The following is a 24,305-nucleotide window of genomic DNA, read 5'->3' on the forward strand; positions in this document are numbered from 1 at the left end:
CTCAATGTTTCTGCGGTTTATCTCCTGCAGAGTCAGTGCGCTGTATGCAGTCGGGTAGATTCATGAGTCATTTCAAGGAGATATTGACTCTGCGAAACTCACAGGTGTGTTAGTTGCCTCTGAGTCAATTCTCAGTGTCAGTGAATGTGGAATAAATGCTTCTGAAACGCTCGTAGCGAGCCTTGTTGGCGCCCATATCGCTGTAGCCAACGCGGGATTGAGAGCGGTAGTGCACGACGCCTGCTTCTTCATCGATCCAGAGCTCTACATCGTCGTTGTAACCCATGCTTGAGCTCGTGAAGACGGCGTGGAGGTATGATCCTTCTACCTTGCTGATCTTGTTCTTGCCCATCTCCTGTAAGGTGTTGGTGAGAGCTGCCTGTGTGATCTCAAAGGAGGAGAGCATGGACAGAGGCTCTACACGGCGGGCTGTATCTTCTGTTTGAGAAGAGACGGCATTGGGGGAGTTGGGCAGGGCTGCAAACTGACCATCATGCACGCCAACATAATCCGGCACTCTAGAGTTTTGCCAAATAAGTTTTACAGTGACGCCAACCACAAGCGCGACCAGAAGAATTGCAATAACAGCCATTTTAGAAAGACCTTTGAATATCATCGTTCCCGGATTTCCCACTTGCACAAAGCATAACTCATTCAGAGGTTGCGGGCGAAATGAAATTCTAGTGTTTAGAGTGCGACACAATCTGTTCGCATCTCTTCCAGGTTTGCATTTGAAATCAGATAGGCTGCTCTGCAACTCTGAACATGTCATCAGAAACAGCAAAGGCGGAGCTGAGGATTAATCCAAGCGCCGCCTTAGAATGCTCAATCACGACTGACTTGCAAGTGCTCCCAGCCTCAAACATATGATCTGGTGAGCAAGCGCTTAAATGTTGACTTAGTCAATCACGCCCTGCTCGCGCGCTTCGGCGATGAGCTCAGAGCAATATTTTTCACGAGCGGCAGGATCTTCGATTTTCTGAACAACTTGCTCATGCACCATAGACATCATGACTACACTCATAACAAACCCTTCATCTTCACTCTTGATTTCGTCGAGCAGTGCTTTGCCCCTTGCATCAGGAATAATGAGTCCGCAGCTTTTTTCTGCTCCAATGAAGCTCGCGATGGTGGCGTGCTTGATCATTGCATCTTTAATAGGGCCAGCAAAGGCAGACTGTGTAGAAGCACTAAGCAGAAGTGCAGCTGCGAGGCATTTGAGAGTGGTTTTCATAATATTTAGTTCCAGATGAATTTGGATATATCGTCACTACACATCAACATGTGCAGCATTTTAATAAATATGAGATTCAAAACACTCTGTCGACGAAAACTCATCGCGAACTAATTGATAAATTTTGCTTTTTGCCATTTGTAATTCATGAGTAAAATCAAATAGACACATCAAATGTGGTTACAAAACACTCATAAATTGCTTAGAATATCTAATGCAATCTAAATTTCAGCACTAACTAGCAAACAAACTGCTACTTCCTAGTTGGCTGTAACACCTCGCGTTTTGCAAGATGAACGCATAATTAAGGCTATAGCCCCTCAAAACGGCTATATCGGTGCCATAAAACTTGACGATTTTGCAATTTCGCTCTTAATTGCCCTTTTAATAGCAAAATTGCTGCTTAAATCTCTCAGGTCGGGAGAAAAGCAACAAAAGGAAGCCTTTGCAGATGAATTCAGAACGCTCTACGCAGACAACTGAGCGCCAAGACGTTTCGCCACTTTTGAAACTGACCCTTGAGCTCGGTCCATTGGGCGTTTTCTTCATCGCCAACTCCAGAGGCGCACAGCTTGCCGAGATGTTTCCTGCATTGGGTGCTCTTGGTCAGCCGATCTTTATTGCAACAGCTGCCTTTATGGTGGCAATCACCATCTCCCTCACCGTATCTTACATCCTCACCCGTCATCTACCGGTGATGCCGGTGGTGTCTGGTGTTGTGGTGCTCGTGTTTGGCGCACTGACGCTGTATTTGCAGGACGATCTGTTCATCAAACTCAAGCCAACCATCGTGAACACCCTGTTTGGTTCCATCCTGCTGGGTGGGCTGTTCTTCGGTAAATCTCTGCTGGGATATGTGTTTGACAGCGCCTTCAAGCTGGATGCGGAAGGCTGGCGCAAGCTGACTATGCGCTGGGGTCTGTTCTTCTTTGTGCTGGCGCTGATCAATGAGTTTGTCTGGCGCAACTTCTCAACGGACTTCTGGGTGGACTTTAAGGTCTTTGGTTTCATGCCAATCACCATGGTCTTCACCATGATGCAGCTTCCGCTGATCCAAAAGCACAGCTTAGAGAGCGAAGAGAAGAGCTAAAGCTCTCTCACTTTCCCAAGTACAGACAAAATTAAAGCGCGGTTTGAGCCGCGCTTTTGTATTTCTGTAGTCTAAGCTCTGGATTAGCGCGGTGCGCGCTTTGCCAGGATGCGCTGGAGCGTTCTGCGGTGCATGTTCAGGCGACGGGCTGTCTCTGAAACGTTGCGGTCACACAGCTCATAAACGCGCTGGATATGCTCCCAACGAACCCGGTCAGCAGACATTGGATTGTCTGGTGGTGGGGCTTTATCGTTTGGACGGCGGGTCAGCGCTGCCAGAATATCATCAGCATCAGCTGGCTTTGCGAGATAGTCAATGGCACCAAGCTTTACTGCTGTTACAGCAGTTGCGATGTTGCCATAGCCGGTCAGGATGATTGCGCGCGCGTCCGGCTTTTTCATGCGGATGGCTTCAACCACGTCCAGACCGCTGCCATCTTCGAGGCGCATGTCTACGACAGCATAATCAGGTGCCTGTGCTGCAACTTTACTCAGCGCTTCTCTTACGCCGTCAGCGGTTTCCGTGTGAAACCCTCGTTTCTGCATCGCACGTTCCAAGCGCTGCTGGAAAGCACGATCGTCATCAACGATTAGAAGGCGTCCAAGAGGTGCAACTTCTGGTTCTGTCATTTTGCAGGTCCGATTAATCTACGGTATTCACAGGACACTTTAGTATATTTTTCAGTTAAGGGAAGTTCCCATGGGCTTTTATAGCCAGATTTCGCTAAAGTATTTTTACTAGGATACCTAGAGATTTACTCTCAGGATTCTGGAGTTTGCGCTCCCTGATCCATAGTTTCACGTAGCCAGCGTATATGAACCAAAGCTCCGCGGTCAGGATCTTTTCGATTATGAAAATTCACTCTTCCACCAGAGCGCTCCAGCAATGTTTTGGCAATGAAGAAGCCAAGACCCAAGCCACCGCCTGATTGGCGTTCTGCTTCGTCGTCAAATTCTTCTTCACCATCCTCTGAAATTGCAGGTGCAGAGCGTTTGGAAACATAGGGTTCGCCCATTCTGGCAAGCACGTCCGGCGCAAAGCCTGGGCCGTCATCCAGAATGAAGATTTCCACGTGCTTATCATCCCACTTCGCTTCGAAAAGAACGGTGGTTTCTGCGAAGTCTACGGCGTTTTCGAGTAGGTTGCCGAGGCCATAGCTGATGGCAGCGTCACGGACGCCGACGGGTTCTGGTCCGACGCCTTCAGCCTTGATATTGATTTCAATGCCGAGACCTCGGTGCGGCTCAGATACATCTGCCAGCAACAGCGAAATCGGCATGCGCTGGAACACCTGATCGGCATCACTGGACAGGCTTGTGAGCTTCTTCAGAATTTCACGACAACGCGCGGCCTGAGAATAAACCAGCTCAGCATCTTCACGCAGTGGGTCGCCCTTCTCAAACTCGGTGGAGAGCTCTTTGGCCGTCAGATAGATGGTGCCCAGCGGTGTGCCGAGTTCGTGCGCGGCAGCTGTTGCAAGGCCGTCCAGCGCGGACAGGTGCTTCTGGTGCGCCAGGACCATGTCACTGGCTGCCAATGCATTGGAGAGCTGGCGTGCTTCTTCAGCAACCCGCAAAGAGTATGTTGCCATGAAGAACATGGAGCACATGAGCGAGAACCAGACGCCGACAAGGTAGAGCGGCGGCAGATCAATCTGCGTGCCATCATACCATGGCAGCGGCATATGGAATGCGGTGAGCAGCGTGACGACTGCTCCGGCCAGCGCGCCGAGAATGATGGTGTTGCGGGAAGAGAGCGCGGTTGCAGAGACGACAACAGGTGCAAGAATGAGGAAACAGAACGGGTTGCCCAGACCACCAGTGAGGTAGAACAGGCCACCGAGCTGAATGATATCGTAGGCCAGCTGAGCTGCTGCTGCATTTTTGGAAATGCGCGTGCTTGATGGCCAGCGAATTTTGAGAATGACATTGAGCCATGCGGATGCGGCCACCAAAACGTAGCTGTAACCGATGGGCAGCGGGAAGTTGAGCAGATAGTGCACCACAAGCAAAGAGACAGTTTGTCCTGCCACTGCCAACCAACGCAGGCGCACAAGCGTATCCAGCTTGATCTGCGGGTCTAACAGTCGCGACTGCCCTTCCGGTGTGCTCATCATTTAATCTTGCTCCAATATGTCACAGATGCCCTTCATAAATCACAGGTGATCCACTTGCCAATGGGTTATGTGGCAGAACTATCTTGTTTTGCCGCTGAAATGTTAGCATAGCCTTGTATCCGCCTCTGGGGCATGCTAGCCACCATCTAGTTGCGCAGGTACGGCAAACAAACACTTAAGAGTGACAGTGTGTTGTACCAGTGATTGTTATTGCGACACGGGAAAAACGATATGAGTGAAGCTAATACTGCTGGTGAACAGGGTGAAGCAGCTGCACCAGGCATGAACATCCTGGCTCAGTACATTAAAGACCTTTCTTTTGAAAACCCAAATTCTCCAAAGTCTCTTCAGCCAGGTGAACAGCCAAAGCTGGACATCAACGTAAACGTTGGTGCGAACCCAATTGGCGAAGACCAGTTCGAAGTTATTATTACTCTGAACGCAAAAGCGAACACTCCTGAGCAGGTTCTGTTTGCTGTTGAACTCGTTTACGGTGGCGTATTCCAGATCACCGGTGTTCCTCAAGAGCATATGCACCCGTTCATCCTGATCGAGTGCCCACGCATGCTGTTCCCGTTTGCTCGCAACATCCTTGCAGACACCACACGCAATGGCGGCTTCCCACCACTGCTGCTCGATCCAATCGACTTTGCAGCTCTGTACCGTCAGAACCTCGCTCAGGCTGCTGCTGCTCAGCAGGCACCTGCTGCAGGCGAAAACGGCGAAGCGAAGCCAAACTAAGAATTTTAAGTTTCCGGCATTCCGTCGGTACTTTGACAAAGCCACGTTGGTTTCCAGCGTGGCTTTTGTTTTGCCTGCAATTCGATATTTCGATCTAGGAAGATATTTATGTTCGCCGCCTAGGATCTCCGCGATAAACGGAGAGAGGCCTCAAGAGACTTAAGATGCGGCATCCAAACTTACGAAGTATCGCTGGTGCTCTGGGCATTGTTGCCCTCATGATGACACCTGTTGGTTCCCTTGCTCAGGACGAGCCGGAAATTGCCGGCCCTGAAGACTGGCACGCCTACAGCTTTTCAGCTGAGCAGATCACCGGAGACATTATTCTGGCTCCCGGGACGATCGAGATGGGCAAATCTGGAATTCTGACAATCACGGGCGTTGAAGGGTATACCCCCAACCTCTTCTCCTTCACTGGTGCAACGTCTCTCGACCTGCCAGAGGGCAAAGTTTTCTGCGAGAAAGACGTCGATAAAGGTTTCATGATCATCGACCGGTCGCAGCCAGATTTTCTCGTGATTGATGTCTTCGGAGGTGATGTGCCGCCTGAAGCTGGCAAGAGCGTTGATCAGCAAGCCGGGTTCTGCGGCTCGTTTACCTACAATAAGTCGTAGGGCAACCTACGCCCTGACTGTTTCAATCAAGGTAGTTCCAAATGAAAATCAAGATTACTTCTGTCTTTCTGGGCTTGTCTCTCGCTTCCATTCCGCTTGCTTATGCTGGCGAGGCTCCTGATAAAAAATGGGGCGCCTCCAGCACCACTGCGACCAGTATTACCGGTGATATCGTCGTGGGGATGACCTCCATCACGATGGCAACAGGAAGTGTGTTGCATATTAAGCCTGTAACCAGCGAAGTTCCCAATCTCTACCGCTTTACGGGCGCTGATATGCTCATGCTGATCCGTAACAATAATCTCTGTTTGCCAGACACGACAGATGGCTATCTCGTTCTCAGCTACCCAAGCAAGAACATGCTGGCAATCGATGTTTTTGACGGTGATATGCCGCCTATGACGGTAGAAAGCATGGAAAGCCAATCCAATTTCTGCGCTTCTTACAGCTATGAAATGCCTGGATAAAACTTCACATTGTACCTGAGTAAGCACTGTGCAAAATACGGAGCCTCTGATCAGGCGAGCCGGGTTCTGCGCTTCCTATTACTACCATAAGTCTTAGATTTTGCACTTTAGGTTGCATATGCATGTATAGAACATAAGATGGTCCGCAATTTCACGGACCGTCTCATCGGTCAATTTGCATTTATCAGACTGAAATATTGATTTATGAAAACACCAGAAGAACCAGCAGGACAGTCTCGTCCTGACATCGCAATGTTCAGTGTCAGCCGTGCTGAACTGATCCGCACATACCTATGCTATGCTTTTATTGTCTTTTCCTCAAAGGCCCTGCTAGCTTTACTACATGAATACGTCATCTCAATCGTTACTGAGACAGAAATATTCGATCTACTTATTAAAAAAATCCTCCTCTCCTGTGTAATTATATTTTCTTTTCTAGGATTTATTTCTGCACCAAAGAAAATAAGTCTTATAATATTTGTCTTTATTTATTTTGGAATTACATTTGCCATCGGTTTTTACGGCTTACTCTTTTCATTGTACTATCCGCTTACGCTTACATTTCTTTTGGAAAAAGATCAGGTAATAAACTGGCTTCTCAATTCTCCTTTCGTTGAAAACTCTATTTATATCCCATTGATTGGATATGGCCTTTACCAAGTTTGGCGGGCTCCCTCTGCGAAGAAGCTTGCAAGCCTTGGGACCAGCTCCGCGCAATAGGGCTCCGTTAAAGTTTGGACCCTTATTTCAACTGGTCTTCAATTGCTCTTGGGAAAAGTTAGTCTGTCCTGGAGTTTGTGGCACTCACGTGCTGCGCTCTAATATTTGATTTGAATAGACCGATGCGGTTTGATTGAATCCGGCCGCATGGGTCATACTTTCTCTCTTCTCTTGAGGCGGCGGTTTTTCTGCGATGTCTGAAAACTCATACGCGCAAGAAGTTTGTTACAATTTGCGCGGTGGGAACCGGGCATTGCTGATGGATGCGTTTGCCACTGTTCGCAAAGAAGGTTTCCTCTTTCCTCCTCCATGGCGTGTCGCTATCACAACGCAAGGGTATGGCCGCAGGGCGGTTCTGGAGGATCCAGAGGACCTTTATCAGGACATGCTGGTAGAGCTTGTGCACGAGGCCAATATCAATACTGGTCAGCCGTCTTTATGGGCGCAGATCTTCAACTGGTCAGACCTCAAGCCGGGTATGGCAGTTTTTGAGTCAGGTTCTGGCCTTGGTTATTTCACTGCCATCATCGCTCATGTGGTTGGCGCTGAAGGTTCTGTCTACTTCGATGAGCCGCATGACAAACTGCATGATCCGTGTCGCGAGAATCTGGCGTCCATTGCGAACGTTCATGCAGATTACAAAGGCGCACCGTTAGATCGTGTCTATCTTTGCTATGGCACAACAACGATCCCGGCCCAGCTTTATCTCAATACCAAGCTGCGGGGGCAAATCGTGTTTCCCTTTACCAATGACTGGGGGCATGGCTTCTTCATCAGCTTGAAGAAGAAAAAGAAGACGTGTGAGCTGAAGGTCAGCTCCCCGTGTGCATTTGTTGTCAGCCACACATACAAGAACAGTCTGTTTACAGACGATTTTGGCGAGCTCTATGACATGACGGTGGACATCAGCTTGGTTGAGCAAGCGCTGAATGATGACGTGCTGGACGTGGCGAAAATGATCCATCTGGCGCTCGAAGCCAGGTCGAACTCTTAGAGCACATCGCGCTCCAAAATCTTTAGTGCAGCGACTTCTTGTAGTTTGACTGAAGCCAATCAGACACAACGCGCTTTGGCCATTATGCCGCACGGGAATCCTGCTTGCCAAACACCCGGTAGCTCTATAAGCTCATAGATGTTGCACAAGAGTGTGATGCCCGAAACGTAACCAAAGGAGGTGTTTGATGATTGTAATAAAGGTGCCTCAGGCAGGTTCGTTTAAATAGGCAACACGCCTTACCTGCCTGACCCACTTTGGGGTCCGTATGCGATAGCTACGGCGACCCTATGGTGCTGTTCTATTTCAGGCAGATAAATGTCCCATAAATTGATTGAGCTGGGTTGGTCGGCTCATTTTATGATGCAGCTTCGCGATGACGAGCTGCAAACCCTTTCTGTTGCGCGCATTACTCAGGTTCATAGGAACCAGATGGTCGCTATCAGCAGTGAGGGAGAGTTTTCTTTGAGCGTCCCAGGCCATGGTTCTACCGGCTCTTATGCCGTTGGTGACTGGGTCATCTATGATTCTCAGTTTCAGGTTACGCGTGTTCTTGACCGCCTTACTGTCGTGGAACGACGGGCCGCGGGGGAAGATGCACGCACGCAGCTGATTGCGGCTAATCTGGATGTTTTGTTCATAACCACCTCCTGCAACAAAGACTTCAACATTGCGCGCCTTGAGCGGTATCTGGCTGTTGCCCAGCAAGCCGGCATTCAACCTGTTGTGCTGCTGACAAAAGCCGATTTGGTGGAGGACACGCGGGACTTTGAAGTGCAGGTGCAAAAGATTGATCCTTTGTTGCCGGTCATCGCGCTGGATACCCGCGATGCCTCTCAAATCACGCCGCTCTTTGACTGGTGGAGAGCCGGACAGACGGCAGCCTTGGTCGGGTCGTCTGGTGTTGGTAAGTCTACTATTCTCAACAGCTTGAGCGGGTCTTCCGCCAAAACCTCTGGCATTCGTGAAGATGATGCCAAAGGCCGGCATACGACAACGGCACGCTGCCTTTACCCGATTGGTGAAGGACGCTGGCTTATGGACACGCCGGGTATGCGTGCCTTGAGGCTCTATGAGGTTTCCGAAGGCGTTTCGGCGGTGTTTCAGGATCTGGTTAATCTTGCTGAGGACTGCCGGTTTGGTGATTGCAGCCATGATGCAGAGCCTGGGTGTGCCATTCAGGCTGCGATTGAGTCGGGTGAGCTGGATGCTGCCCGGTTGAAACGCTGGCAGAAGCTGGTGCGGGAAGAGCAATACAACAGTGAGACTGTTGCGCAGTCCCGGTCCCGTTCAAAAAACTTCTCAAAAATGATCAAACGCGTGCAAAGCGGTAACCGACATATGAAAGGCGACGCCTAACACTCATGACATGCACTCCCGTGGATGTAAGTTTGCGGGAGTGCATTAGGGCGGTTTCCTGCGGTTTTCAGCATCTCCAAGGGGGAGCCGACCCACGAATTTGGCAGTTTCCGCAGGTCGGCCAGATGTCTTTGAAGTGTTGTTGTGTTGAGGCAACTTCAAAGACCTCGGGAGGCTTATCCACTCGGTAAATTTGCTGTCTGACCGAAGTGGTGACGCTCACCTATTTTTTAACCGAATGCAGTGCTGCAATACCGTATTCGGTGTGGCAGCCTTGTTTTTGCAGCTGCTTTAGATGAGTGTCGCGCGGATCCATGAAACAAGCTGTCCTATAAAGAACAGCGCAAGAATTTTTTTTAGGCTAGACGCTCCCCGCGAAGCAGGGGGAAGTCGCACACAGATTCGGGATTATGCGTCCTGTGGCAGGACTTTGGGCAGCTCAACACAGAAGGTTGTTTCTGCACGATCCGCCAAAAAGGTGAGAGAGCCGTAGTGAGACTTCACCATCGACTGCACGATGCCAAGGCCCATTCCGGTCCCACCTTCTGAGCGGCGGGTTGTGAAGAACAGATCAAAAATTTTCCCTGCATTCCCCTCAGAAATACCGCTTCCATTGTCGCAAATGTAGAATCGCAGTGTTGTCGGCGTTTCTTCGATTTGGATAGTAACTTTTGTGGCCGCGTGGTTGATCGCATTGTCCACCAGGTTGAAGAAAATGATTTCTGCATTTTCAAGCGTGATCGGCACTTGGACCGAAGATTGGCTCTTACAGTTCACTTCAAGACTAGCGTATTGGTTTTGCAAATGGTTGAGCAGGCTTTCCAGATCCAGCTGACCCGTTGATTTCGGGTTGTCTGCACGCGCCAGATGACGCAAGCGATCCAGCAGAGCCGTCACCCTGTCGGAGTCTTTGAGTATGTTATTCAGAAAGCGGTTTCGCTGTTCCTTCGACATGTCCTCACCAGACTCCATGAGCAGCTCTACCGCGCCCTTGGTTGCTGTGATCGGAGACTTCAGTTCATGCGCGGCGTGTGAGGCAAATGTTGAGATGTAATCTGCTCTCTCAGATATCTTGCGCGCCATGGACAGGAAGCTATCGGCCAACGAGGCAAACTCACGTGTGCCGTTGTGTTTGAGCGGGGCGATTGCGTTTGCATCACCCGTACTGATCCGCTGCGTGCGCTCTATGAGCTCGTGGATTGGCTTCGTGATTACCCGCAGAAAAACAAAGCCAATCAGCGCTGTCACAAGCAATGTGAATGCGCTTGCTATGGCAACAATTTCCCATTGCTTGAAGAGCTGTCGCATTGTGTTGCTTGGGGTTCTGGACGCATAAATCACGCCGACAACCTTGTTGTACAAGATGACTGGCATTGCGGAGAAAATACGCGTTGCCGTTCCGCGGCTTAAGGATGAGAAAGCTGGAGCTGGTTCATCTGAAATGCGTTCGCGTAAAACGCTTTTATATTCACCCGAAAGAGCTGCCTGAACCTCTTCAATGTGGCTTAGTGAGAGCCCCAGTTCGCTGCGCCCGGCGATGACGTTTCCTTTGTGGTCCAGTACCCGAAAACCGGCCAAAGTGACCTTTTGGGTTTCTATGAGCAAGGGAGACAAGCGGCTCCCGATCTCTTGCATAATGTCGCTCGATGGATCACCTGAAGGACGCGCTTTTGCCCGGCGTGGGTATGTTTTTGCAGAAAACAGATAGGTGCGGGGGGCGATGGGCTTGTATGGACCATTCTCAATGGAGATGGTTTGTTCAACGGCTGCAAACTCACCGAGCTCTATCTCCTCTTGCTCGGCCACCATGCGTGACATGACAGCAGACAAGACGGCGCTTTGGGCAATCAGTGCATTTTCTGTTTGCTGGAAAATCTGATGCTCGAAGATGCGGAAGAACAAGATGATGGCGAATGGCAGCAGAAGCACGCTTAGCAACACAGCAACGACAACCATGCTCAGGGTCGGGCGCCACTTTTTTCGGGTTGTGGCAGCCTTCATGTTGCAGCAGACATGGCTGCTAACCGAAACCCGACAGCATGAACGGTTTCGATGAGATTGGGAGCCCCCGCATTTGTCAGCTTCGAGCGCAGATTGCGGATGTGGCTGTCGATGGTGCGGTCGGAGACATGGATGTTTGGCGGGTATGCAAGATCTATAATTTTGTCGCGCGAAAACGTCATTCTTGGACGGTCAAGAAACAGTTTCAGGATCTCAAACTCGATAGATGTCAGCTCCACAGGTTGCTCACGATACGTCACAGATCGAAACGCGGCATCCAGTTGCACGCCTCCGGCTTCTCGTTGAGCAGAGCTTGCCGGTTCTGCGAGCTTGGGGCCTTTCGTTCTTTTCAGGATCGCACCAATCCGCGCGACCAGTTCTCTTGGGCTGAATGGCTTGGTGACGTAGTCATCACCGCCCATCTCCAAACCGAGGATCCGGTCAATTTCTTCATCGCGCGCTGACAGGAACAGGATTGGCACTTCTGAGTGCTTGCGGATTTCCCGGCAAACCTCAAAACCATCCATTTCAGGCATGCCGATATCGAGGACGATCAGATCTACCGGCTCGTTCCTGAAACGGGCGACAGCTTCAAACCCATCTTGAGCAACGCTTGCTTTGTAATTGGCTTTTTCGATTGCGAAGGTGATGACGTCGCGAATATGAGCGTCATCATCAACTACCAGAATATTTTGCATTTTCAGAGGCCCGGACCGTCACGATATCGAGTTTTACTGTCGCTTGGTGCCGTTTGCAACTCGGTCGGGGTTTGCAATTCGACTGGGACCTCATTCTCTTGCAGATAATCGAGCAGCAACTGATTTCTAAGGCTCCAAAGGCGCTAATCCCTTGCATCGAGCCGCACGTGGAGAGCCATATAACGCCGGGAGGACTGCAACTTTATCAGATACTTACTTTTGCCTTCACTTTCGCGGTCCAACTCGCTTCTGATCTTAGCATCAATTGCGGGGATTGCCTGCGGACCAAGCTTGATCAGATACCAATGGTCAAACTTGGTGCCCTCGGCGTAGGTCACATTGTAGTTTGCGATCAAAGCGGCAGTGTTTGTGAGGCTGAGGGAATACAGGATCACCGCGACCACAAGCATGTTCACCCGAACAAGCCAGCTGTTGTCACGCTTCAGCGCGAGCTTCACAACAATGCTAAGCACCCCGATAAGCACCAGCATCACCCAGATCAACGCGTAAAAGCGCAGGTAAGTCATTGAATACTCGCTGACGTAATTGCCAAGGCGCGCAAGACAGGAGACCACAAGCAGAGTGGTTTGAACTGTCCATGCGAGCAGCAGCACCTGCACGAGCTTGGATTTTGCGGTCGCAGCCCCTGAACGGCTGGCAAACAACACGAAGATTGCAGGCGATGATGAGCGTATAAACGCCTGAGTGTGCGTAATTGGCGTATGTGGTTCCAGCAGGAAGTTCTTGAGACCCCCACAGGTAGACAGCATCCAACACCGTTTGCAGGGCGAAGAGACCGTTGAAAAGGACCAGTGAGCGAACCACTGCCTTGTAGCCAAAGAGATCATCCATCACTGATTGATAGGCCTGGACGACTTCCTGCTCCGGTGTTTTGACACTCGGCACAGTAGTTTTCTCTTTCTTCAGCTTTTTTCTGAACTTGACCCGCAGAAACGGCCAGACCAGAGCAAAGGCAATAGACCAGAACACGATGCGTGCCATGTTCAGTTTTTCGAAGAACTTTCCAGGATTGATGTTGAGCAACCACTGCTCAATGACCGGGTTTGATGAGCTGAACAGGTAGAGGAAGACCGGGAACAGCGTTAGCGGCAAGAACCAGGTGAACGCCAGTTTTGCGTAGTTGGAGAATGGCCGCTTGCGACGCTTCACACGACTTAGGGTGATCATGTCCTTTACAAAGCCCAGCGGCCAGCGGCGCAGGAAAATGAGCAGCACTCTTAGTAACTTCAGGTCGAAGGCGTTTATGCGCAAGTTCATGATCAGTGCGCTTATGGCTAATGATAGGATCGCAATAAGGCCGCTGAGGAAATCCCACTGGAGCACGCTTGGAGCAACGCCAGCCATCACTGTCAGTCCTGCGATCCATGCACGGTGAGCACTTACCCTGCCCGCACCCGCCAGCATAATTGCAAAGGCAACGGCCACGATGAAGATGCTGAAGCCAATTTCTGCGCGGTGGCCAAAGAATAAGAAATCTGCGAGCAGACAGAGCCCCAGGCCGAGGATAAGACGCGCCTGAATGCCAAGGACAGGCATCCATGGCAGTTGTTTGCGAAAGGTCGATAACATTGATTTTGCCCCAAAATCACTTGAAAGAATGAAGTTGGGGGAGATCTAGAGACCTCGATTGCAGGGAGTTGGGCAAAACACATGAGATCGCGTGCAGATTTGTGCAGTTTCTGTGCAGGCGGTTTTCATGATGTGTTGGGCAGCGGAAAAGGCAGCCTACACTGATGTGCAAACTGCCTTTGGTTTGTTGTTTCAGTCTCCCTAAGCCGCTTTTATGTCACCAAGGAACTGGTCGATTTCCGTGCGGAGGTGGTCAGCTTCTGTGCGGAGTTCTTCGGAAGCGATGAGGACTTGCTTGGAGGTTACGCCGGTTTGAATGGCAGCCTCGTTGACCTTGGAGATGTTTTCCGTGACCTCCGCCGTTCCACCTGCAACTTCGCTGACGTTGGTTGCAATTTCCTGCGTGGCGAACTTTTGCTCACTGATTGCGCTGGAGACAGCACTGGCACGTTCGTCGATCTCACGAATGATCTTGTCGATGTCTTCCATTGCCGTGAGAGAGCCCTCTGTTGCGCGCTGGATATCTGCAATCTCGTTGCGGATCTGTTCGGTGGCCTGAGATGTCTGCTCTGCCAGCGACTTCACCTCGCTTGCCACCACAGCAAAGCCCTTGCCTGCCACCCCTGCCCGCGCGGCCTCTATTGTGGCGTTGAGCGCAAGCAGATTGGTTTGCTCGGCAATATCTGTGATGATGCTGACCACATCCCCCACACTTTGCGCAGCCTTGCGCAGTTCTGCTGCGTCGGAATTGGCGCTGTGCACTTGCTCTACGGCCTCTGAGGCTGCTTTTCGGCAATGGTGCATCTGGTTACCGATTTCAGCGACAGAACTGTCGAGTTCCTCCGTTGCTGAGGCGACGGACTGGACGCTGCGGGACGCTTCTTCAGCTGCCGACGCCACGGCTTTGGATTGGGAGCTTGTGAGCTCGGAGATATTCGACATTTCCTGAGAGGAGAGCTGCATGGTCTGCGAGTTGCGGCCCATGGTCTCCAGCACGTATGAGACGGCCTGCTCAAAATCGGCGATACGCCCTTCCAGAAACTCGCCACGCTCAAGCTGAACCGCGTGCTGAGTGTCTTGCTCGTGCTTCAGATCACGCGCCAGGATCATGTTTTCCTGGAATACGGATACCGCCTTGATCATCTGGCCCACTTCGTTTTTAGCAGGCTCCGGCAGCTTGATGTTCAGATTGCCACTCGCAAGTTTCTCCATGGCCTCAATGATACCTGCGAAGGAGCGCTGGATGGATTTGATAAGGATGAAAGACATCAGGAACACCAGTAGGAAGGCAGCTGCTGCGATGCTCATGTGCAGTGTCAGACGTCCGTTGGCATTGGCCTGAAGGTGCTCCGTATCTGTGATCAGGCTTGCGGCGATGGTGTTTTCCAGTGTCTTGAGCTGATTGATCTTCTGGGAAGCTGTTTGAAACCACTCCGGACCGCTTATTGCTTCCAGGTCAGTTGTGGAGTTTGCATCATCCAGCGCGATGCTGCGGTAGGTGTTCAGCTTCGTGTTGGCAGCCCCTTCCTGCACCTTTGTGAAGTCTGCAAAGATTTCACGTGTGGCATAGGTCTGGAAGATATGGGTAAAGGCCTCTTGTTCCACGATCAGCTTTTGAAACTTCTTCATAGCTGCAGGTGGGAACGCGTTGCTTGCGAAGCCAGCAGCACCAACCGCCCGCTCCAACCCTGCCCGCTCCTTTGCCAGAAGGAAGGCATGATAACTCACAATGCGATCTACAATTTCCGCGTTGGGACTGAGCTCGCTCATGGAACCGATGATATCCAGCTTCTCGGAGTTTAGTTGGGTGTAGAAACTGACAGCCTCTCCAATCTGCGCGTTGAGGTCATCTACTTTAGAACGCATGGCTGGTGTCTTTTGCAGTTGCGCGTTGATGCCTTCCAGGTCTGCTGCAAATTCTGGCTGATAGATGGTCAGGTCAAAGGCTTTTAGGAACTGCAGGTAGTCGATGCGCGCTGTATCGGTTGCTCGGCGTTGCTCTTTCAGGTCAACTGCAAACTGCTGGCCTTTGCTGGCGAGGAACAAGGCAGTGGCTCCGCGCTCCTTTTGCTGCTCATGCACCAGACTGCCGATTTTGACCGATAGGCGCGTGAGCTGAGACAGTGCTGCCAGCTTCTGCTCATCCTCAGTATCCACCTTGATGAGCTGATAGAGAAAAACGAGAGCTGCAATACTTGGAATAATTGAGAGCAGTGTAATGGTATGAACAATTCTGAGCTTAGCTAAATATGCAAACATGATAATATGGGTCCGCTGAAATCTAGCTAAGCATTTTCCCTTGTTTATTTACGGCCAGTTAACGATACAGGGCCGATTTCATGCATGCGAGTAGCATTTGGAATCGTGTGAAAGCTGCATTTTTGATAGAGCCTTGTTCAGAAATTCTTTTTCTGGAAATCAAGTCCTTTTGTTAATCAGATAAAAAACATTAGTTATTTCGTATATTCTTTAAAAACAAACATTAGATATATCAGTAAACTGATTAATCAGATCAACAATTACTCGCAGACAAACTTAAATCAGAGCAGAGATTCGAAATAAAACGTCTCATTCAAGAGATTAATACATTCTGATTAAGCGTTTTACTTAGCTGAGAAAAATGCACGACTTACGTTACGTAGCATGCGCCAGGAAATGAACTTGTGGGCCGGACCAACGGGCAGCATGTAGAGGTTGCCGAACCAGTTGTGGGTGATGACTGAGGACGTGATGCGGACCAGCGCCCCTTCATTAGCGGCATCGACACTAAGGGTGGTCATGACTGAGAGGTGCTTGTCTCTTGAGGTGAGCACTAACTCGCGATCCTCGATCTGTTCCACCAAAAAGAAGTCTAGATGATCTCCCACATCTGGCGGTGTGGCGGCACGTTCGTCTCCAAATCCTTTTATCTTTGTGACGCCTGCTAATGCGGAGATTTGGTCTCTCACCCAAAACGCAGCACTGAGCCAAGCGGAGCGTTTGCTGAACAACGCACGGTAGACTTCAAATGCGGTTGGTTGTGCGTTTATCTTCAGAGAATTGACGTGATAGAAGTTAAGCTCTTCGCGTGGAGCAACCAATTGAGGGACCGGGAGGGATGAGATTTCCGGCATTTCTGATGCTCCTTCAATGTAGCCAAAACTAATGTGACCTTCTCTTTAGAATAATCTAAAGTACTTTTATAGACAACGGATTAGATCCTGTTACGCGACTTGCCTGAAACTATAATTATATATCTTAGGCGCCACACTCTCGCCTTATGATTGCAGCACACTTTTCCTTGCACCAGTTCGGTGTTTCTATTTTTATATTACGGGCAGATCACGTTGAGTGTGAGGTACAGCAAGACAGGCTTTTCTGTATGGCTCTGTGCGCTTGTTGTGTCTGCTCATGGGGGAATTTATGCAATCTAGTTTGCTTCGTGTTGCTATTGGGTGTTCCGTTCTCTTCACTGCTCAGGCCGCTATTGCATCAGGCCTTTATCTTGTGCGTGAAGACGGCAGTGAGATCACAATCTATCTGAAATCCCAAAGTCAGAAGGACGCGACAGACCTCCTTGTTCTCATTCAGGGCTCTGACTGCAACAGCGTTGCTCACAATACTCTGATCAATGAGCAGTTTTCTCAGGTTTTGCCCGAAGCGGATGTTCTGACCGTTGAGAAATACGGGATCACATCGGACCTCTCGTGGGATCCCAGCAGCGATGTTCACCCTGATTGCCCAGCGGATTACATCGAGAACGACTCACCGGAACGTCGAACAGCAGATTACATCAAGACTATCAGTGAGCTGAAAGAAGGCGGGACTTACGAGCGCGTGTTCTTAGTTGGCGGAAGTGAAGGCGCTGTGGTTGCCAATATGATTGCTGCAAAAACTGATTTTGTGACGGCCAGTGTTGCTCTGAATGGTGGAGGGCGTCACTTTATTGATGATATCCTGCACAACATGAAGTCCAGCGGCATGCCTAATGAGGCGTTTAAAGAAGCCTCTGCAGGGTTCAAAGGCTTTGCGCAGGAGATCACCACAAGCAAACCGTTTGACGTCAACATGAGTGGGCACGGCTATAGCTGGTGGAACGCTATGCTGAAACTAGATCAGTTAGAGATTCTGGCTCAGGTTGAGAACCCTTTATTGATTGTGCAAGGCGGGCAAGACCAAAGCGTTTCACCTGAAGCTGTTGATCAACAGATTGCGAAACTCACGGAGCTGAGTAAGACCAATATTACTTACAAATCCTACCCAGACATGACCCACTCCTTTGAAGGAGCTGGAGGGGAAAGCATGGTCGAGCAGGTCATCACCGACATTAAGGGATGGTTGGCGCAGCTGGATTGATCCATCGAAGGGCAGTTTTCTGCCCTTTTCTTTTATGGCGGGGGATGGATTGTCAGCTTGGCTGCTTATTAATGCAGTTCCAACTTTGCCTTGGCGCTATCCTGCGAGTGACAGACACCATCGCGCTTCATCTTGCGCTCGCACTGACGTTGGGAGGCAGGGGTGAACTTTGGCTTCCACGCACGGACAACTTCTTTAAATTCTGCAAGGAAAAGTTTGAGTTCTGCGGCATCAAGCTCTTCAAGAGCGATGCAGGAAACAACGGCAGGCTGGCCAAGGGCAACACGAATGAAGGTAAAGCGGTTCTTTGCGGTATGGTTCTCGTGCAGCATCTGAACCATGACATGCTGCGGTACATCGGCATCCTCTGAGAGGTAGGCCATCATCTTCAGGCGCTTGTCACAGGCCCGCATGTGGATCTCAATATCATCGGCATTCAGCGTACACTCACCGTCTGTATTAAAGACAGGTGCTTCCATGCCGCCATCCGATGCAACCTTATTCATAAGTGTTTGCGGTGTCATATTCTGCAAGACAGACCATCCAATCCATTTGTTTCTATAGTGGCAGAAAATATCGAATTTTCTCCTAAGAGCTCCCCGTTTTTGAGGCAGGAAGTTCCAGTCGCCACTATGAATTGGAATAAGGGCAGAAACTGTCTTCTATGAGACACAAAGCCGTGATGTGCGTGCAGAAATCGTCAGTCTTACCACCTAAATAACGCTGCTGTGATCTGGGCTGACCCGCAAAACTGCGAAGGCAGTCATATGAGTTGTGATATTTACAAAACACAACCCAACCTGATCACATCTGCTGAACTCGGCGTCAGAGGGTATGGATAAGTGTTGAGAGACGCTTTTATGCCCGATGTGCCGTTTTTTTGGTGCTCGGGTGTGTCCTTTTCAGATCAACATCTTGGAGATGATGTTGATGTTCTGGTCCTGATGATTTGCCTGCAACGCCTCAATGCCGGCACGCATGCCTTTGACCAGAGTATCGACAGACATGCTTGGAGCGCCGAGGTTCTGGATCATAGCAGCAACCTCCGGCAAATGAGGCAGATGCACCCAACCGGCCCGAACCGGGAGATTGTGTTTCGCGATGTGGTGCAGGACGCCGTACATCAGATGATTGCAGCAGAACGTGGCAGCTGAATCCGAGATATCAGTTGGCACCCCGGCATCACGCATGGCTTGCGTCATTGCCCGAAGAGGAACTGTTGCGTAGTAGCCAACCGGCCCATCTGGCACGGTCAGCTCACCCTGAAGTGTGACGCCTGCAGTATCGGTTACGCCATAGCGGGCGCAGTCGTTGAGGTTTTGTGCGAGGCGCTCCAGAGTGATCATGGAGCGACCACCATATTCGCCCAGCATAAGGACAGAGCTGGGTTTCAGCTCTTCCATGGCGGCCACGGTTTCTTCTATGCAGTGAAAATAGCTACCAGAGACGATGCGGGAGACGATTTTAGCACCAGCGATCTCTTCACCATCCAGTGCCAGCGCAAGCTTTTCTGCCGGATTGGTGGGCGTATTGGCATAGGCGCCAAAGCCTGTGATGAGAATGGTTTCCATAAAATGCGCTCCCTCTCGTTCAGATCGCGCAAATGGTACCCAGAGCAGCTTAAGCCTTTGTTCAAGAGACAAAGACAGATGAAGCAAAAAGAGCCTCTGCATGACAGAGGCTCCCGAGTTTGTGCAGTTTAGGCCTTACAGAGCGCTCTCGATCTCAGCGACAACAGCTTCAGCTGCGGCGCGGGGGTCTTCGGCGCGGTAGATTGGGCGGCCGATGACGAGGTAGTCGGAACCAGCTTTGATGGCGTCGTAAGGTGTCATCACACGGCGCTGATCGCCTGCATCTGCGCCTTTAGGGCGTACGCCTGGTGTCACGATGCAGAGCTTGTCGCCAACTTTGGCACGCATGGCGGCGGATTCCATTGGCGAGCAGACGATGCCACCGACGCCAGCAGTTACCGCATCAAGCGCACGCTGATCCACCAAGGTTGCTGTAGGGCCGACGTAGCCCGCATCTTTGAGGTCTTGCTCATCCATTGAAGTGAGCACGGTGACACCCAGCAGGCAGAGGTCTTTGTTGCCGACTTCTTCCAGTGCCTTTACGGCTGCGCGCATATTTTTCGGGTAAGCGTGCACGGTCATGAACTTCATGCCCATTTTTGCAACGTTTTTCACTGCGCTGGTGATGGTGTTGTCGATATCCAGAAGCTTCACATCGAGAAAGATGGAATGCCCTTCCTTCGCCATCTCTTCAGCAAACTGAAGACCACCTGCGAACTGGAGTTGCATGCCAATTTTGTAAGTGCCGACAAGTCCTTGTGTTTGTTTGACGAGCTGGCGGGCCTCATCAACTGTTGGAACATCCAGAGGGAGGATCAGGCGATCGACTGCACTTGCTGGGCGATAAGACATGCGAGGCTCCAAATATCTGCTAGATAAACGGCTCAGTTCCTAACAGTTTGTGCCGAGAAATACCAGAGGGAGTAGCAGATCCTAGCTTTTTCATCTTTGGGTATTTTCAGCGATCCCTTAGCCTGTTAAAACGGCGCGTCTTTAAATGCTTGTGCAGGGGTTTTGCATGAGTATAAGGACTATAAACTTATCAAGGGACATCCCATGCGTCAGGCCACTATTGCCCGCGGCACAAAAGAAACGACGATCTCTGTTTCCATCAATCTGGATGGCACAGGCAAGTACGACATCAAAACCGGTGTTGGTTTCTTTGATCATATGTTGGAACAGCTTTCCCGACATTCGCTCGTGGACATGACGATCCGCGCAGATGGTGACACCCATATTGACGACCACCACACCACCGAGGATGTGGGCATTGCTCTGGGCCAAGCGTTTAAAGAAGCGCTTGGCGACATGAGTGGCATCACCCGCTATGCAGACACGCACCTTGCGATGGATGAAGCTCTGACTCGTGTGGCTCTGGATGTCTCCGGTCGTCCTTTCCTTGTCTGGCAGGTAGATTTCCCACGGGACAAGGTTGGCACGTTTGATACTGAGCTTTTTGAGGAGTTCTTCCGTGCGTTTGCCATGAATGCAGGTTTTACTCTGCACATTGCAAACCTTTATGGCACCAATTGCCATCATATTGCGGAAACATGCTTTAAAGCAGTTGCGCGTACTGTACGCACAGCTATCGAACCAGATCCACGTCAGAGTGGACGCGTGCCAACTACAAAAGGTCAGCTTGGCGGCTAACCTTTTCGGCCCGCAGCTCTGCTTGTTCAGGGAGAATGCAATTGGCTGTCTATTATGTCATGACCGAACCAGGGGTTTCACTTGACCACCTGAAGGACGAGGACGCACGAAACATCAAGTTCGTGAAAGACGGTTTCTCGTGGTGGGCGATGCTCTTCCCGCTGCTCTGGTCTTTGTACAACCGGATGTGGCTGGTCTTCCTCGGGTATCTGGCAGCTATCATTGCACTGGTGTTTGTTGCTGAAGCCTTTGGGTCTACCACTGGCGGCTTTATCACCGTGCTCGCCACTTTGTTTTTTGCGATGGAAGCCGGGTTTCTGAAAAGCTGGAGCCTGCGCCGCAAAAACTGGCAGACTGTCGGGTTTATCTCTGCTGCCAATCTGGATGAGGCAGAAATTCGTTTCTTCGACCGCGTTTCCAAAACCAAAAGTGAAGTGCGGCTTCCACAGGGGCCAGTGGCCCCACACACCAGCGACACTGACGTCGTTGGAATGACACTCAAGCGATAACAGGAGTTTCTTCATGAGTGTGGCAATTATTGATTATGGTTCTGGCAACTTGCGCTCCGCGGCAAAAGCGTTTGAGCATGCAGCCCATAACCATCATCATACTCATGAGGTTACGGTGACTTCTGATCCTTCAGTTGTTGCCAAGGCTGACCGTATCGTTCTGCCCGGTGTTGGCGCATTTGCGGATTGTCGCCGTGGCCTGTTGGCGCTGGATGGCATGGAAGAGGCATTGGCGGAAGCTGTGCTCATCAACGGTAAACCCTTCATGGGGATTTGCGTGGGCATGCAGTTGTTGGCGACTCGTGGGCTTGAATTTGAGAAGGCGGAAGGGCTGGACTGGATCAGCGGTGATGTCACCGCGATGAAACCAGCTAATCCTGAGCTGAAAATTCCTCACATGGGTTGGAACACCATCAACGTCACTGGTGATGAACATCCGGTGCTTGAAGGCATCAAAACCGGCGGTAATGGCCTGCACGCTTACTTCGTGCACTCCTATCACTTTGCGACCGAGAACCCTGAACACCGTTTGGCGAGCTTTGACTATGCGGGTGAGTTCACTGCGATGGTGGGACGAGACAACATGGTTGGCACGCAGTTTCACCCGGAAAAGAGCCAGAAGCTCGGTCTCTCTTTGATTTCCAATTTCCTGAGCTGGGCGCCGTAACGGCTGCCCGCTTTCAGTGACACAGACAAGTCCAAGGACAGAATTATGATTATTTTTCCAGCGATTGACCTTAAAGGCGGCCAGTGCGTTCGTTTGAAACTGGGCGACATGGATCAGGCAACCGTGTTTAACGATGACCCAGGTGCGCAGGCGAAGGCGTTTCAGGACCAGGGCTTTGAATGGCTGCACGTTGTTGACCTTGATGGTGCGTTTGCCGGTGAGACCAAAAACGGCGAAGCTGTTGATGCGATCCTTGCCAACACCACTAACCCGGTTCAACTGGGCGGCGGTATCCGCACCATGGAACACATCGACAACTGGCTGGCGAAAGGCGTTGCACGCGTCATTCTTGGTACCGTGGCTCTCCGTGACCCTGAGCTGGTGAAGGAAGCTTGCAAGAAGTACCCTGACCGCATTGCCGTTGGTATCGACGCAAAAGGTGGCAAGGTTGCAGTTGAAGGTTGGGCAGAGACCTCTGAGTTGACTGTGATTGAGCTGGCGAAGCAGTTCGAAGATGCTGGCGTTGCAGCGATCATCTACACCGACATTGACCGTGATGGCGTTCTTAAGGGCCTGAACATTGAGAGCACACTGGAGCTGGCGAATGCAGTGAGCATTCCGATTATTGCTTCCGGTGGCTTGGCAGATATCAAAGACATTGAGCGTCTGGTGCAAACAGATTGCGATATTCTTGAGGGCGCGATCTCTGGTCGTGCGTTGTATGATGGTCGTCTTGACCCTGCTGAAGCGCTTGACCTGATCAAGAAAAGCCGTGAGGGCCTCGCATGACCCTGAAGGCTCGCATTATTCCATGCCTTGATGTGAAGGATGGCCGTGTCGTGAAAGGCGTCAACTTTGTTGACCTGATCGATGCTGGTGACCCCGTTGAGGCAGCCAAAGCTTATGACGCAGCTGGTGCAGATGAGCTGACGTTCCTTGACATCACAGCCTCCAGCGACAATCGCGACACGATCTATGATGTTGTGCAACGCACTGCTGAAGCTTGCTTTATGCCAGTGACTGTTGGTGGCGGTGTGCGCACTGTTGAAGACATCCGCAAGCTGCTGATCGCCGGGGCTGACAAAGTTTCAATCAACACCGCAGCGGTGAAAAATCCTGAATTTATTCGGGAAGCAGCTCAGAAATTCGGTAGTCAGTGCATTGTTGTCAGCATTGATGCCAAGCGTGTTTCTGCTGAAGGCGAAGAAGAGCGCTTTGAGATTTTTACCCATGGTGGCCGTACGCCAACTGGCATTGATGCTGTTGAATTTGCGCGTAAGGCAGTGGACCTTGGCGCTGGAGAGTTGCTTGTTACATCTATGGACCGTGACGGCACGCAAGAGGGCTACAATTTGCCGCTTACCCGTGCAATTGCGGATGCTGTACATGTACCTGTGATCGCTTCCGGTGGGGTTGGAACTCTGGATCATCTGGTTGAGGGTGTTCGTGATGGACACGCGACTGCTGTGCTTGCTGCTTCAATCTTCCATTTTGGGACTTACAGCATTGAAGAAGCCAAGCAACACATGGCAGATGCTGGAATTCCTATGCGTCTGGATAAGTAAATTTCGCTCAGGTATTCAGAGTAATCCTGAAGCGGCCTCAACAAGGCTAGCCAAATGACCAATTTTACCCTTTCGGACCTAGAGGCTATTGTTGCTGCACGTGCGAACAGTGACGATGAAATGTCATATACCCGCAAACTCATTTCAAAGGGCGTTTCCAAGTGTGCACAGAAGCTTGGAGAGGAAGCCGTTGAAACTGCGATTGCAGCCGTAGAAGGTGATAGAGACGGTGTTGCTTCTGAAGCAGCTGACCTGCTGTATCATCTACTTGTTGTTATGAAGGTTTCCGATGTGTCACTGGATGAAGTTCTAGCTAAGCTTGCAGCACGCACCGGCCAAACCGGACTGGAAGAAAAAGCGTCTCGTACGGACGACTAGTTTTCT

25 protein-coding genes and 1 pseudogene are annotated in these 24,305 nt (G+C 50.8%); 14 read left to right on the top strand and 12 right to left on the bottom strand.

The features are described 5' to 3' along the window. Positions 1-124: 124 nt before the first annotated feature. Positions 125-592, bottom strand: a complete 468-nt coding sequence (locus PsAD5_RS26480) for a DUF1499 domain-containing protein (protein WP_063294398.1) — start codon at positions 590-592, stop codon at positions 125-127. Positions 593-898: 306 nt separating this feature from the next. Further along, the gene (locus tag PsAD5_RS26485) at positions 899-1,234 is read right to left on the bottom strand and encodes a hypothetical protein (RefSeq protein ID WP_063294261.1); all 336 of its coding nucleotides are present in this window, start codon (positions 1,232-1,234) and stop codon (positions 899-901) included. Positions 1,235-1,685: 451 nt separating this feature from the next. Here PsAD5_RS26485 and PsAD5_RS26490 point away from each other — a divergent pair, with 451 nt between their 5' ends. Continuing rightward, positions 1,686-2,324, top strand: coding sequence for a septation protein A (locus PsAD5_RS26490; protein ID WP_063294262.1), 639 nt, complete (start codon positions 1,686-1,688; stop codon positions 2,322-2,324). Positions 2,325-2,407: 83 nt separating this feature from the next. On the opposite strand, the gene PsAD5_RS26495 is transcribed toward PsAD5_RS26490, so the two are convergent. Together PsAD5_RS26495 and PsAD5_RS26500 are read right to left on the bottom strand one after the other, a co-directional pair. Beyond that, positions 2,408-2,953 (bottom strand): ActR/PrrA/RegA family redox response regulator transcription factor, encoded by a 546-nt coding sequence (locus PsAD5_RS26495; RefSeq protein ID WP_057463014.1) that lies wholly within the window; start codon positions 2,951-2,953, stop codon positions 2,408-2,410. A gap of 131 nt (positions 2,954-3,084) precedes the next feature. Further along, positions 3,085-4,440 (bottom strand): ActS/PrrB/RegB family redox-sensitive histidine kinase, encoded by a 1,356-nt coding sequence (locus PsAD5_RS26500; RefSeq protein WP_057463015.1) that lies wholly within the window; start codon positions 4,438-4,440, stop codon positions 3,085-3,087. A 231-nt stretch (positions 4,441-4,671) separates the two neighbouring features. Here PsAD5_RS26500 and secB point away from each other — a divergent pair, with 231 nt between their 5' ends. The 6 genes from secB to rsgA all read left to right on the top strand — a co-directional run bounded on the left by secB (position 4,672) and on the right by rsgA (position 9,335). Next, complete coding sequence (gene secB, locus PsAD5_RS26505; RefSeq protein ID WP_063294263.1) at positions 4,672-5,181, top strand: protein-export chaperone SecB; 510 nt, start codon at positions 4,672-4,674, stop codon at positions 5,179-5,181. 164 nt (positions 5,182-5,345) lie between these two features. Continuing rightward, positions 5,346-5,795, top strand: coding sequence for a hypothetical protein (locus tag PsAD5_RS26510; protein ID WP_063294264.1), 450 nt, complete (start codon positions 5,346-5,348; stop codon positions 5,793-5,795). Between the two features lie 41 nt (positions 5,796-5,836). Then, positions 5,837-6,262, top strand: coding sequence for a hypothetical protein (locus tag PsAD5_RS26515; protein ID WP_063294265.1), 426 nt, complete (start codon positions 5,837-5,839; stop codon positions 6,260-6,262). A gap of 204 nt (positions 6,263-6,466) precedes the next feature. Further along, positions 6,467-6,982, top strand: a complete 516-nt coding sequence (locus tag PsAD5_RS26520) for a hypothetical protein (protein ID WP_063294266.1) — start codon at positions 6,467-6,469, stop codon at positions 6,980-6,982. Positions 6,983-7,175: 193 nt separating this feature from the next. Then, positions 7,176-7,976, top strand: a complete 801-nt coding sequence (locus tag PsAD5_RS26525) for a protein-L-isoaspartate O-methyltransferase (RefSeq protein WP_063294267.1) — start codon at positions 7,176-7,178, stop codon at positions 7,974-7,976. Positions 7,977-8,294: 318 nt separating this feature from the next. Next, entirely contained in the window at positions 8,295-9,335 is a 1,041-nt protein-coding gene (gene rsgA, locus PsAD5_RS26530) for a ribosome small subunit-dependent GTPase A (RefSeq protein ID WP_063294268.1), read from the top strand. A gap of 408 nt (positions 9,336-9,743) precedes the next feature. Here the strand turns inward: rsgA and PsAD5_RS26535 are convergent, their stop codons facing one another. From PsAD5_RS26535 to PsAD5_RS26555, 5 genes and pseudogenes are all read right to left on the bottom strand, one after another. Then, positions 9,744-11,336 carry a sensor histidine kinase gene (locus PsAD5_RS26535; RefSeq protein WP_063294269.1) on the bottom strand — a complete coding sequence of 531 codons (1,593 nt, stop codon included), beginning with the start codon at positions 11,334-11,336 and terminating at the stop codon, positions 9,744-9,746. Then, the gene (locus tag PsAD5_RS26540; protein ID WP_063294270.1) at positions 11,333-12,034 is read right to left on the bottom strand and encodes a response regulator transcription factor; all 702 of its coding nucleotides are present in this window, start codon (positions 12,032-12,034) and stop codon (positions 11,333-11,335) included. The genes PsAD5_RS26535 and PsAD5_RS26540 overlap by 4 nt, the downstream gene beginning before the upstream one ends. Positions 12,035-12,177: 143 nt before the next feature. Next, positions 12,178-13,624 (bottom strand): annotated as a pseudogene (locus PsAD5_RS28775) (DUF4153 domain-containing protein). 201 nt (positions 13,625-13,825) lie between these two features. Next, the gene (locus PsAD5_RS26550; protein WP_063294271.1) at positions 13,826-15,883 is read right to left on the bottom strand and encodes a methyl-accepting chemotaxis protein; all 2,058 of its coding nucleotides are present in this window, start codon (positions 15,881-15,883) and stop codon (positions 13,826-13,828) included. 344 nt (positions 15,884-16,227) lie between these two features. Then, positions 16,228-16,737, bottom strand: a complete 510-nt coding sequence (locus PsAD5_RS26555; protein WP_063294272.1) for a DUF2867 domain-containing protein — start codon at positions 16,735-16,737, stop codon at positions 16,228-16,230. Between the two features lie 289 nt (positions 16,738-17,026). Here PsAD5_RS26555 and PsAD5_RS26560 point away from each other — a divergent pair, with 289 nt between their 5' ends. Beyond that, positions 17,027-17,959 (top strand): alpha/beta hydrolase family protein, encoded by a 933-nt coding sequence (locus tag PsAD5_RS26560; protein WP_063294273.1) that lies wholly within the window; start codon positions 17,027-17,029, stop codon positions 17,957-17,959. A 68-nt stretch (positions 17,960-18,027) separates the two neighbouring features. On the opposite strand, the gene PsAD5_RS26565 is transcribed toward PsAD5_RS26560, so the two are convergent. The 3 genes from PsAD5_RS26565 to pyrF all read right to left on the bottom strand — a co-directional run bounded on the left by PsAD5_RS26565 (position 18,028) and on the right by pyrF (position 20,382). Further along, on the bottom strand, positions 18,028-18,465 hold the full coding sequence (locus tag PsAD5_RS26565; RefSeq protein ID WP_153040667.1) for a type III secretion system chaperone: 438 nt from the start codon (positions 18,463-18,465) through the stop codon (positions 18,028-18,030). Positions 18,466-18,861: 396 nt separating this feature from the next. Beyond that, entirely contained in the window at positions 18,862-19,530 is a 669-nt protein-coding gene (gene pcp / locus PsAD5_RS26570; RefSeq protein WP_063294275.1) for a pyroglutamyl-peptidase I, read from the bottom strand. Positions 19,531-19,665: 135 nt separating this feature from the next. Next, on the bottom strand, positions 19,666-20,382 hold the full coding sequence (pyrF, locus tag PsAD5_RS26575; RefSeq protein ID WP_063294276.1) for an orotidine-5'-phosphate decarboxylase: 717 nt from the start codon (positions 20,380-20,382) through the stop codon (positions 19,666-19,668). Positions 20,383-20,586: 204 nt separating this feature from the next. Between pyrF and hisB the strand changes: the two genes are divergently transcribed. The 6 genes from hisB to PsAD5_RS26605 are packed head-to-tail and all read left to right on the top strand — an operon-like array spanning position 20,587 to position 24,299. Further along, positions 20,587-21,180, top strand: coding sequence for an imidazoleglycerol-phosphate dehydratase HisB (gene hisB, locus PsAD5_RS26580; RefSeq protein WP_063286376.1), 594 nt, complete (start codon positions 20,587-20,589; stop codon positions 21,178-21,180). Between the two features lie 35 nt (positions 21,181-21,215). Then, entirely contained in the window at positions 21,216-21,689 is a 474-nt protein-coding gene (locus PsAD5_RS26585) for a DUF2628 domain-containing protein (protein ID WP_063294277.1), read from the top strand. 13 nt (positions 21,690-21,702) lie between these two features. Then, the gene (gene hisH / locus PsAD5_RS26590; protein ID WP_063294278.1) at positions 21,703-22,356 is read left to right on the top strand and encodes an imidazole glycerol phosphate synthase subunit HisH; all 654 of its coding nucleotides are present in this window, start codon (positions 21,703-21,705) and stop codon (positions 22,354-22,356) included. 45 nt (positions 22,357-22,401) lie between these two features. Beyond that, on the top strand, positions 22,402-23,145 hold the full coding sequence (hisA, locus tag PsAD5_RS26595; RefSeq protein WP_063294279.1) for a 1-(5-phosphoribosyl)-5-[(5-phosphoribosylamino)methylideneamino]imidazole-4-carboxamide isomerase: 744 nt from the start codon (positions 22,402-22,404) through the stop codon (positions 23,143-23,145). Next, entirely contained in the window at positions 23,142-23,921 is a 780-nt protein-coding gene (hisF, locus tag PsAD5_RS26600; RefSeq protein ID WP_057463033.1) for an imidazole glycerol phosphate synthase subunit HisF, read from the top strand. The genes hisA and hisF overlap by 4 nt, the downstream gene beginning before the upstream one ends. Positions 23,922-23,975: 54 nt before the next feature. Further along, positions 23,976-24,299: a phosphoribosyl-ATP diphosphatase gene (locus tag PsAD5_RS26605; RefSeq protein ID WP_057463034.1), complete on the top strand. Its 324-nt coding sequence runs from the start codon at positions 23,976-23,978 to the stop codon at positions 24,297-24,299. Positions 24,300-24,305 lie beyond the last annotated feature (6 nt).

It is taken from the genome of Pseudovibrio sp. Ad5, from assembly GCF_001623095.1.
Classification (GTDB): domain Bacteria; phylum Pseudomonadota; class Alphaproteobacteria; order Rhizobiales; family Stappiaceae; genus Pseudovibrio.

Excerpts from the sequence above, each read along its gene's own strand:
- PsAD5_RS26480 (WP_063294398.1), bottom strand. The coding sequence starts at position 592 with ATGGCTGTTATTGCAATTCTTCTGGTCGCGCTTGTGGTTGGCGTCACT.
- PsAD5_RS26485 (WP_063294261.1), bottom strand. The coding sequence starts at position 1,234 with ATGAAAACCACTCTCAAATGCCTCGCAGCTGCACTTCTGCTTAGTGCT.
- PsAD5_RS26490 (WP_063294262.1), top strand. The coding sequence starts at position 1,686 with ATGAATTCAGAACGCTCTACGCAGACAACTGAGCGCCAAGACGTTTCG.
- PsAD5_RS26495 (WP_057463014.1), bottom strand. The coding sequence starts at position 2,953 with ATGACAGAACCAGAAGTTGCACCTCTTGGACGCCTTCTAATCGTTGAT.
- PsAD5_RS26500 (WP_057463015.1), bottom strand. The coding sequence starts at position 4,440 with ATGATGAGCACACCGGAAGGGCAGTCGCGACTGTTAGACCCGCAGATC.
- secB (WP_063294263.1), top strand. The coding sequence starts at position 4,672 with ATGAGTGAAGCTAATACTGCTGGTGAACAGGGTGAAGCAGCTGCACCA.
- PsAD5_RS26510 (WP_063294264.1), top strand. The coding sequence starts at position 5,346 with ATGCGGCATCCAAACTTACGAAGTATCGCTGGTGCTCTGGGCATTGTT.
- PsAD5_RS26515 (WP_063294265.1), top strand. The coding sequence starts at position 5,837 with ATGAAAATCAAGATTACTTCTGTCTTTCTGGGCTTGTCTCTCGCTTCC.
- PsAD5_RS26520 (WP_063294266.1), top strand. The coding sequence starts at position 6,467 with ATGAAAACACCAGAAGAACCAGCAGGACAGTCTCGTCCTGACATCGCA.
- PsAD5_RS26525 (WP_063294267.1), top strand. The coding sequence starts at position 7,176 with ATGTCTGAAAACTCATACGCGCAAGAAGTTTGTTACAATTTGCGCGGT.
- rsgA (WP_063294268.1), top strand. The coding sequence starts at position 8,295 with ATGTCCCATAAATTGATTGAGCTGGGTTGGTCGGCTCATTTTATGATG.
- PsAD5_RS26535 (WP_063294269.1), bottom strand. The coding sequence starts at position 11,336 with ATGAAGGCTGCCACAACCCGAAAAAAGTGGCGCCCGACCCTGAGCATG.
- PsAD5_RS26540 (WP_063294270.1), bottom strand. The coding sequence starts at position 12,034 with ATGCAAAATATTCTGGTAGTTGATGATGACGCTCATATTCGCGACGTC.
- PsAD5_RS26550 (WP_063294271.1), bottom strand. The coding sequence starts at position 15,883 with ATGTTTGCATATTTAGCTAAGCTCAGAATTGTTCATACCATTACACTG.
- PsAD5_RS26555 (WP_063294272.1), bottom strand. The coding sequence starts at position 16,737 with ATGCCGGAAATCTCATCCCTCCCGGTCCCTCAATTGGTTGCTCCACGC.
- PsAD5_RS26560 (WP_063294273.1), top strand. The coding sequence starts at position 17,027 with ATGCAATCTAGTTTGCTTCGTGTTGCTATTGGGTGTTCCGTTCTCTTC.
- PsAD5_RS26565 (WP_153040667.1), bottom strand. The coding sequence starts at position 18,465 with ATGAATAAGGTTGCATCGGATGGCGGCATGGAAGCACCTGTCTTTAAT.
- pcp (WP_063294275.1), bottom strand. The coding sequence starts at position 19,530 with ATGGAAACCATTCTCATCACAGGCTTTGGCGCCTATGCCAATACGCCC.
- pyrF (WP_063294276.1), bottom strand. The coding sequence starts at position 20,382 with ATGTCTTATCGCCCAGCAAGTGCAGTCGATCGCCTGATCCTCCCTCTG.
- hisB (WP_063286376.1), top strand. The coding sequence starts at position 20,587 with ATGCGTCAGGCCACTATTGCCCGCGGCACAAAAGAAACGACGATCTCT.
- PsAD5_RS26585 (WP_063294277.1), top strand. The coding sequence starts at position 21,216 with ATGCAATTGGCTGTCTATTATGTCATGACCGAACCAGGGGTTTCACTT.
- hisH (WP_063294278.1), top strand. The coding sequence starts at position 21,703 with ATGAGTGTGGCAATTATTGATTATGGTTCTGGCAACTTGCGCTCCGCG.
- hisA (WP_063294279.1), top strand. The coding sequence starts at position 22,402 with ATGATTATTTTTCCAGCGATTGACCTTAAAGGCGGCCAGTGCGTTCGT.
- hisF (WP_057463033.1), top strand. The coding sequence starts at position 23,142 with ATGACCCTGAAGGCTCGCATTATTCCATGCCTTGATGTGAAGGATGGC.
- PsAD5_RS26605 (WP_057463034.1), top strand. The coding sequence starts at position 23,976 with ATGACCAATTTTACCCTTTCGGACCTAGAGGCTATTGTTGCTGCACGT.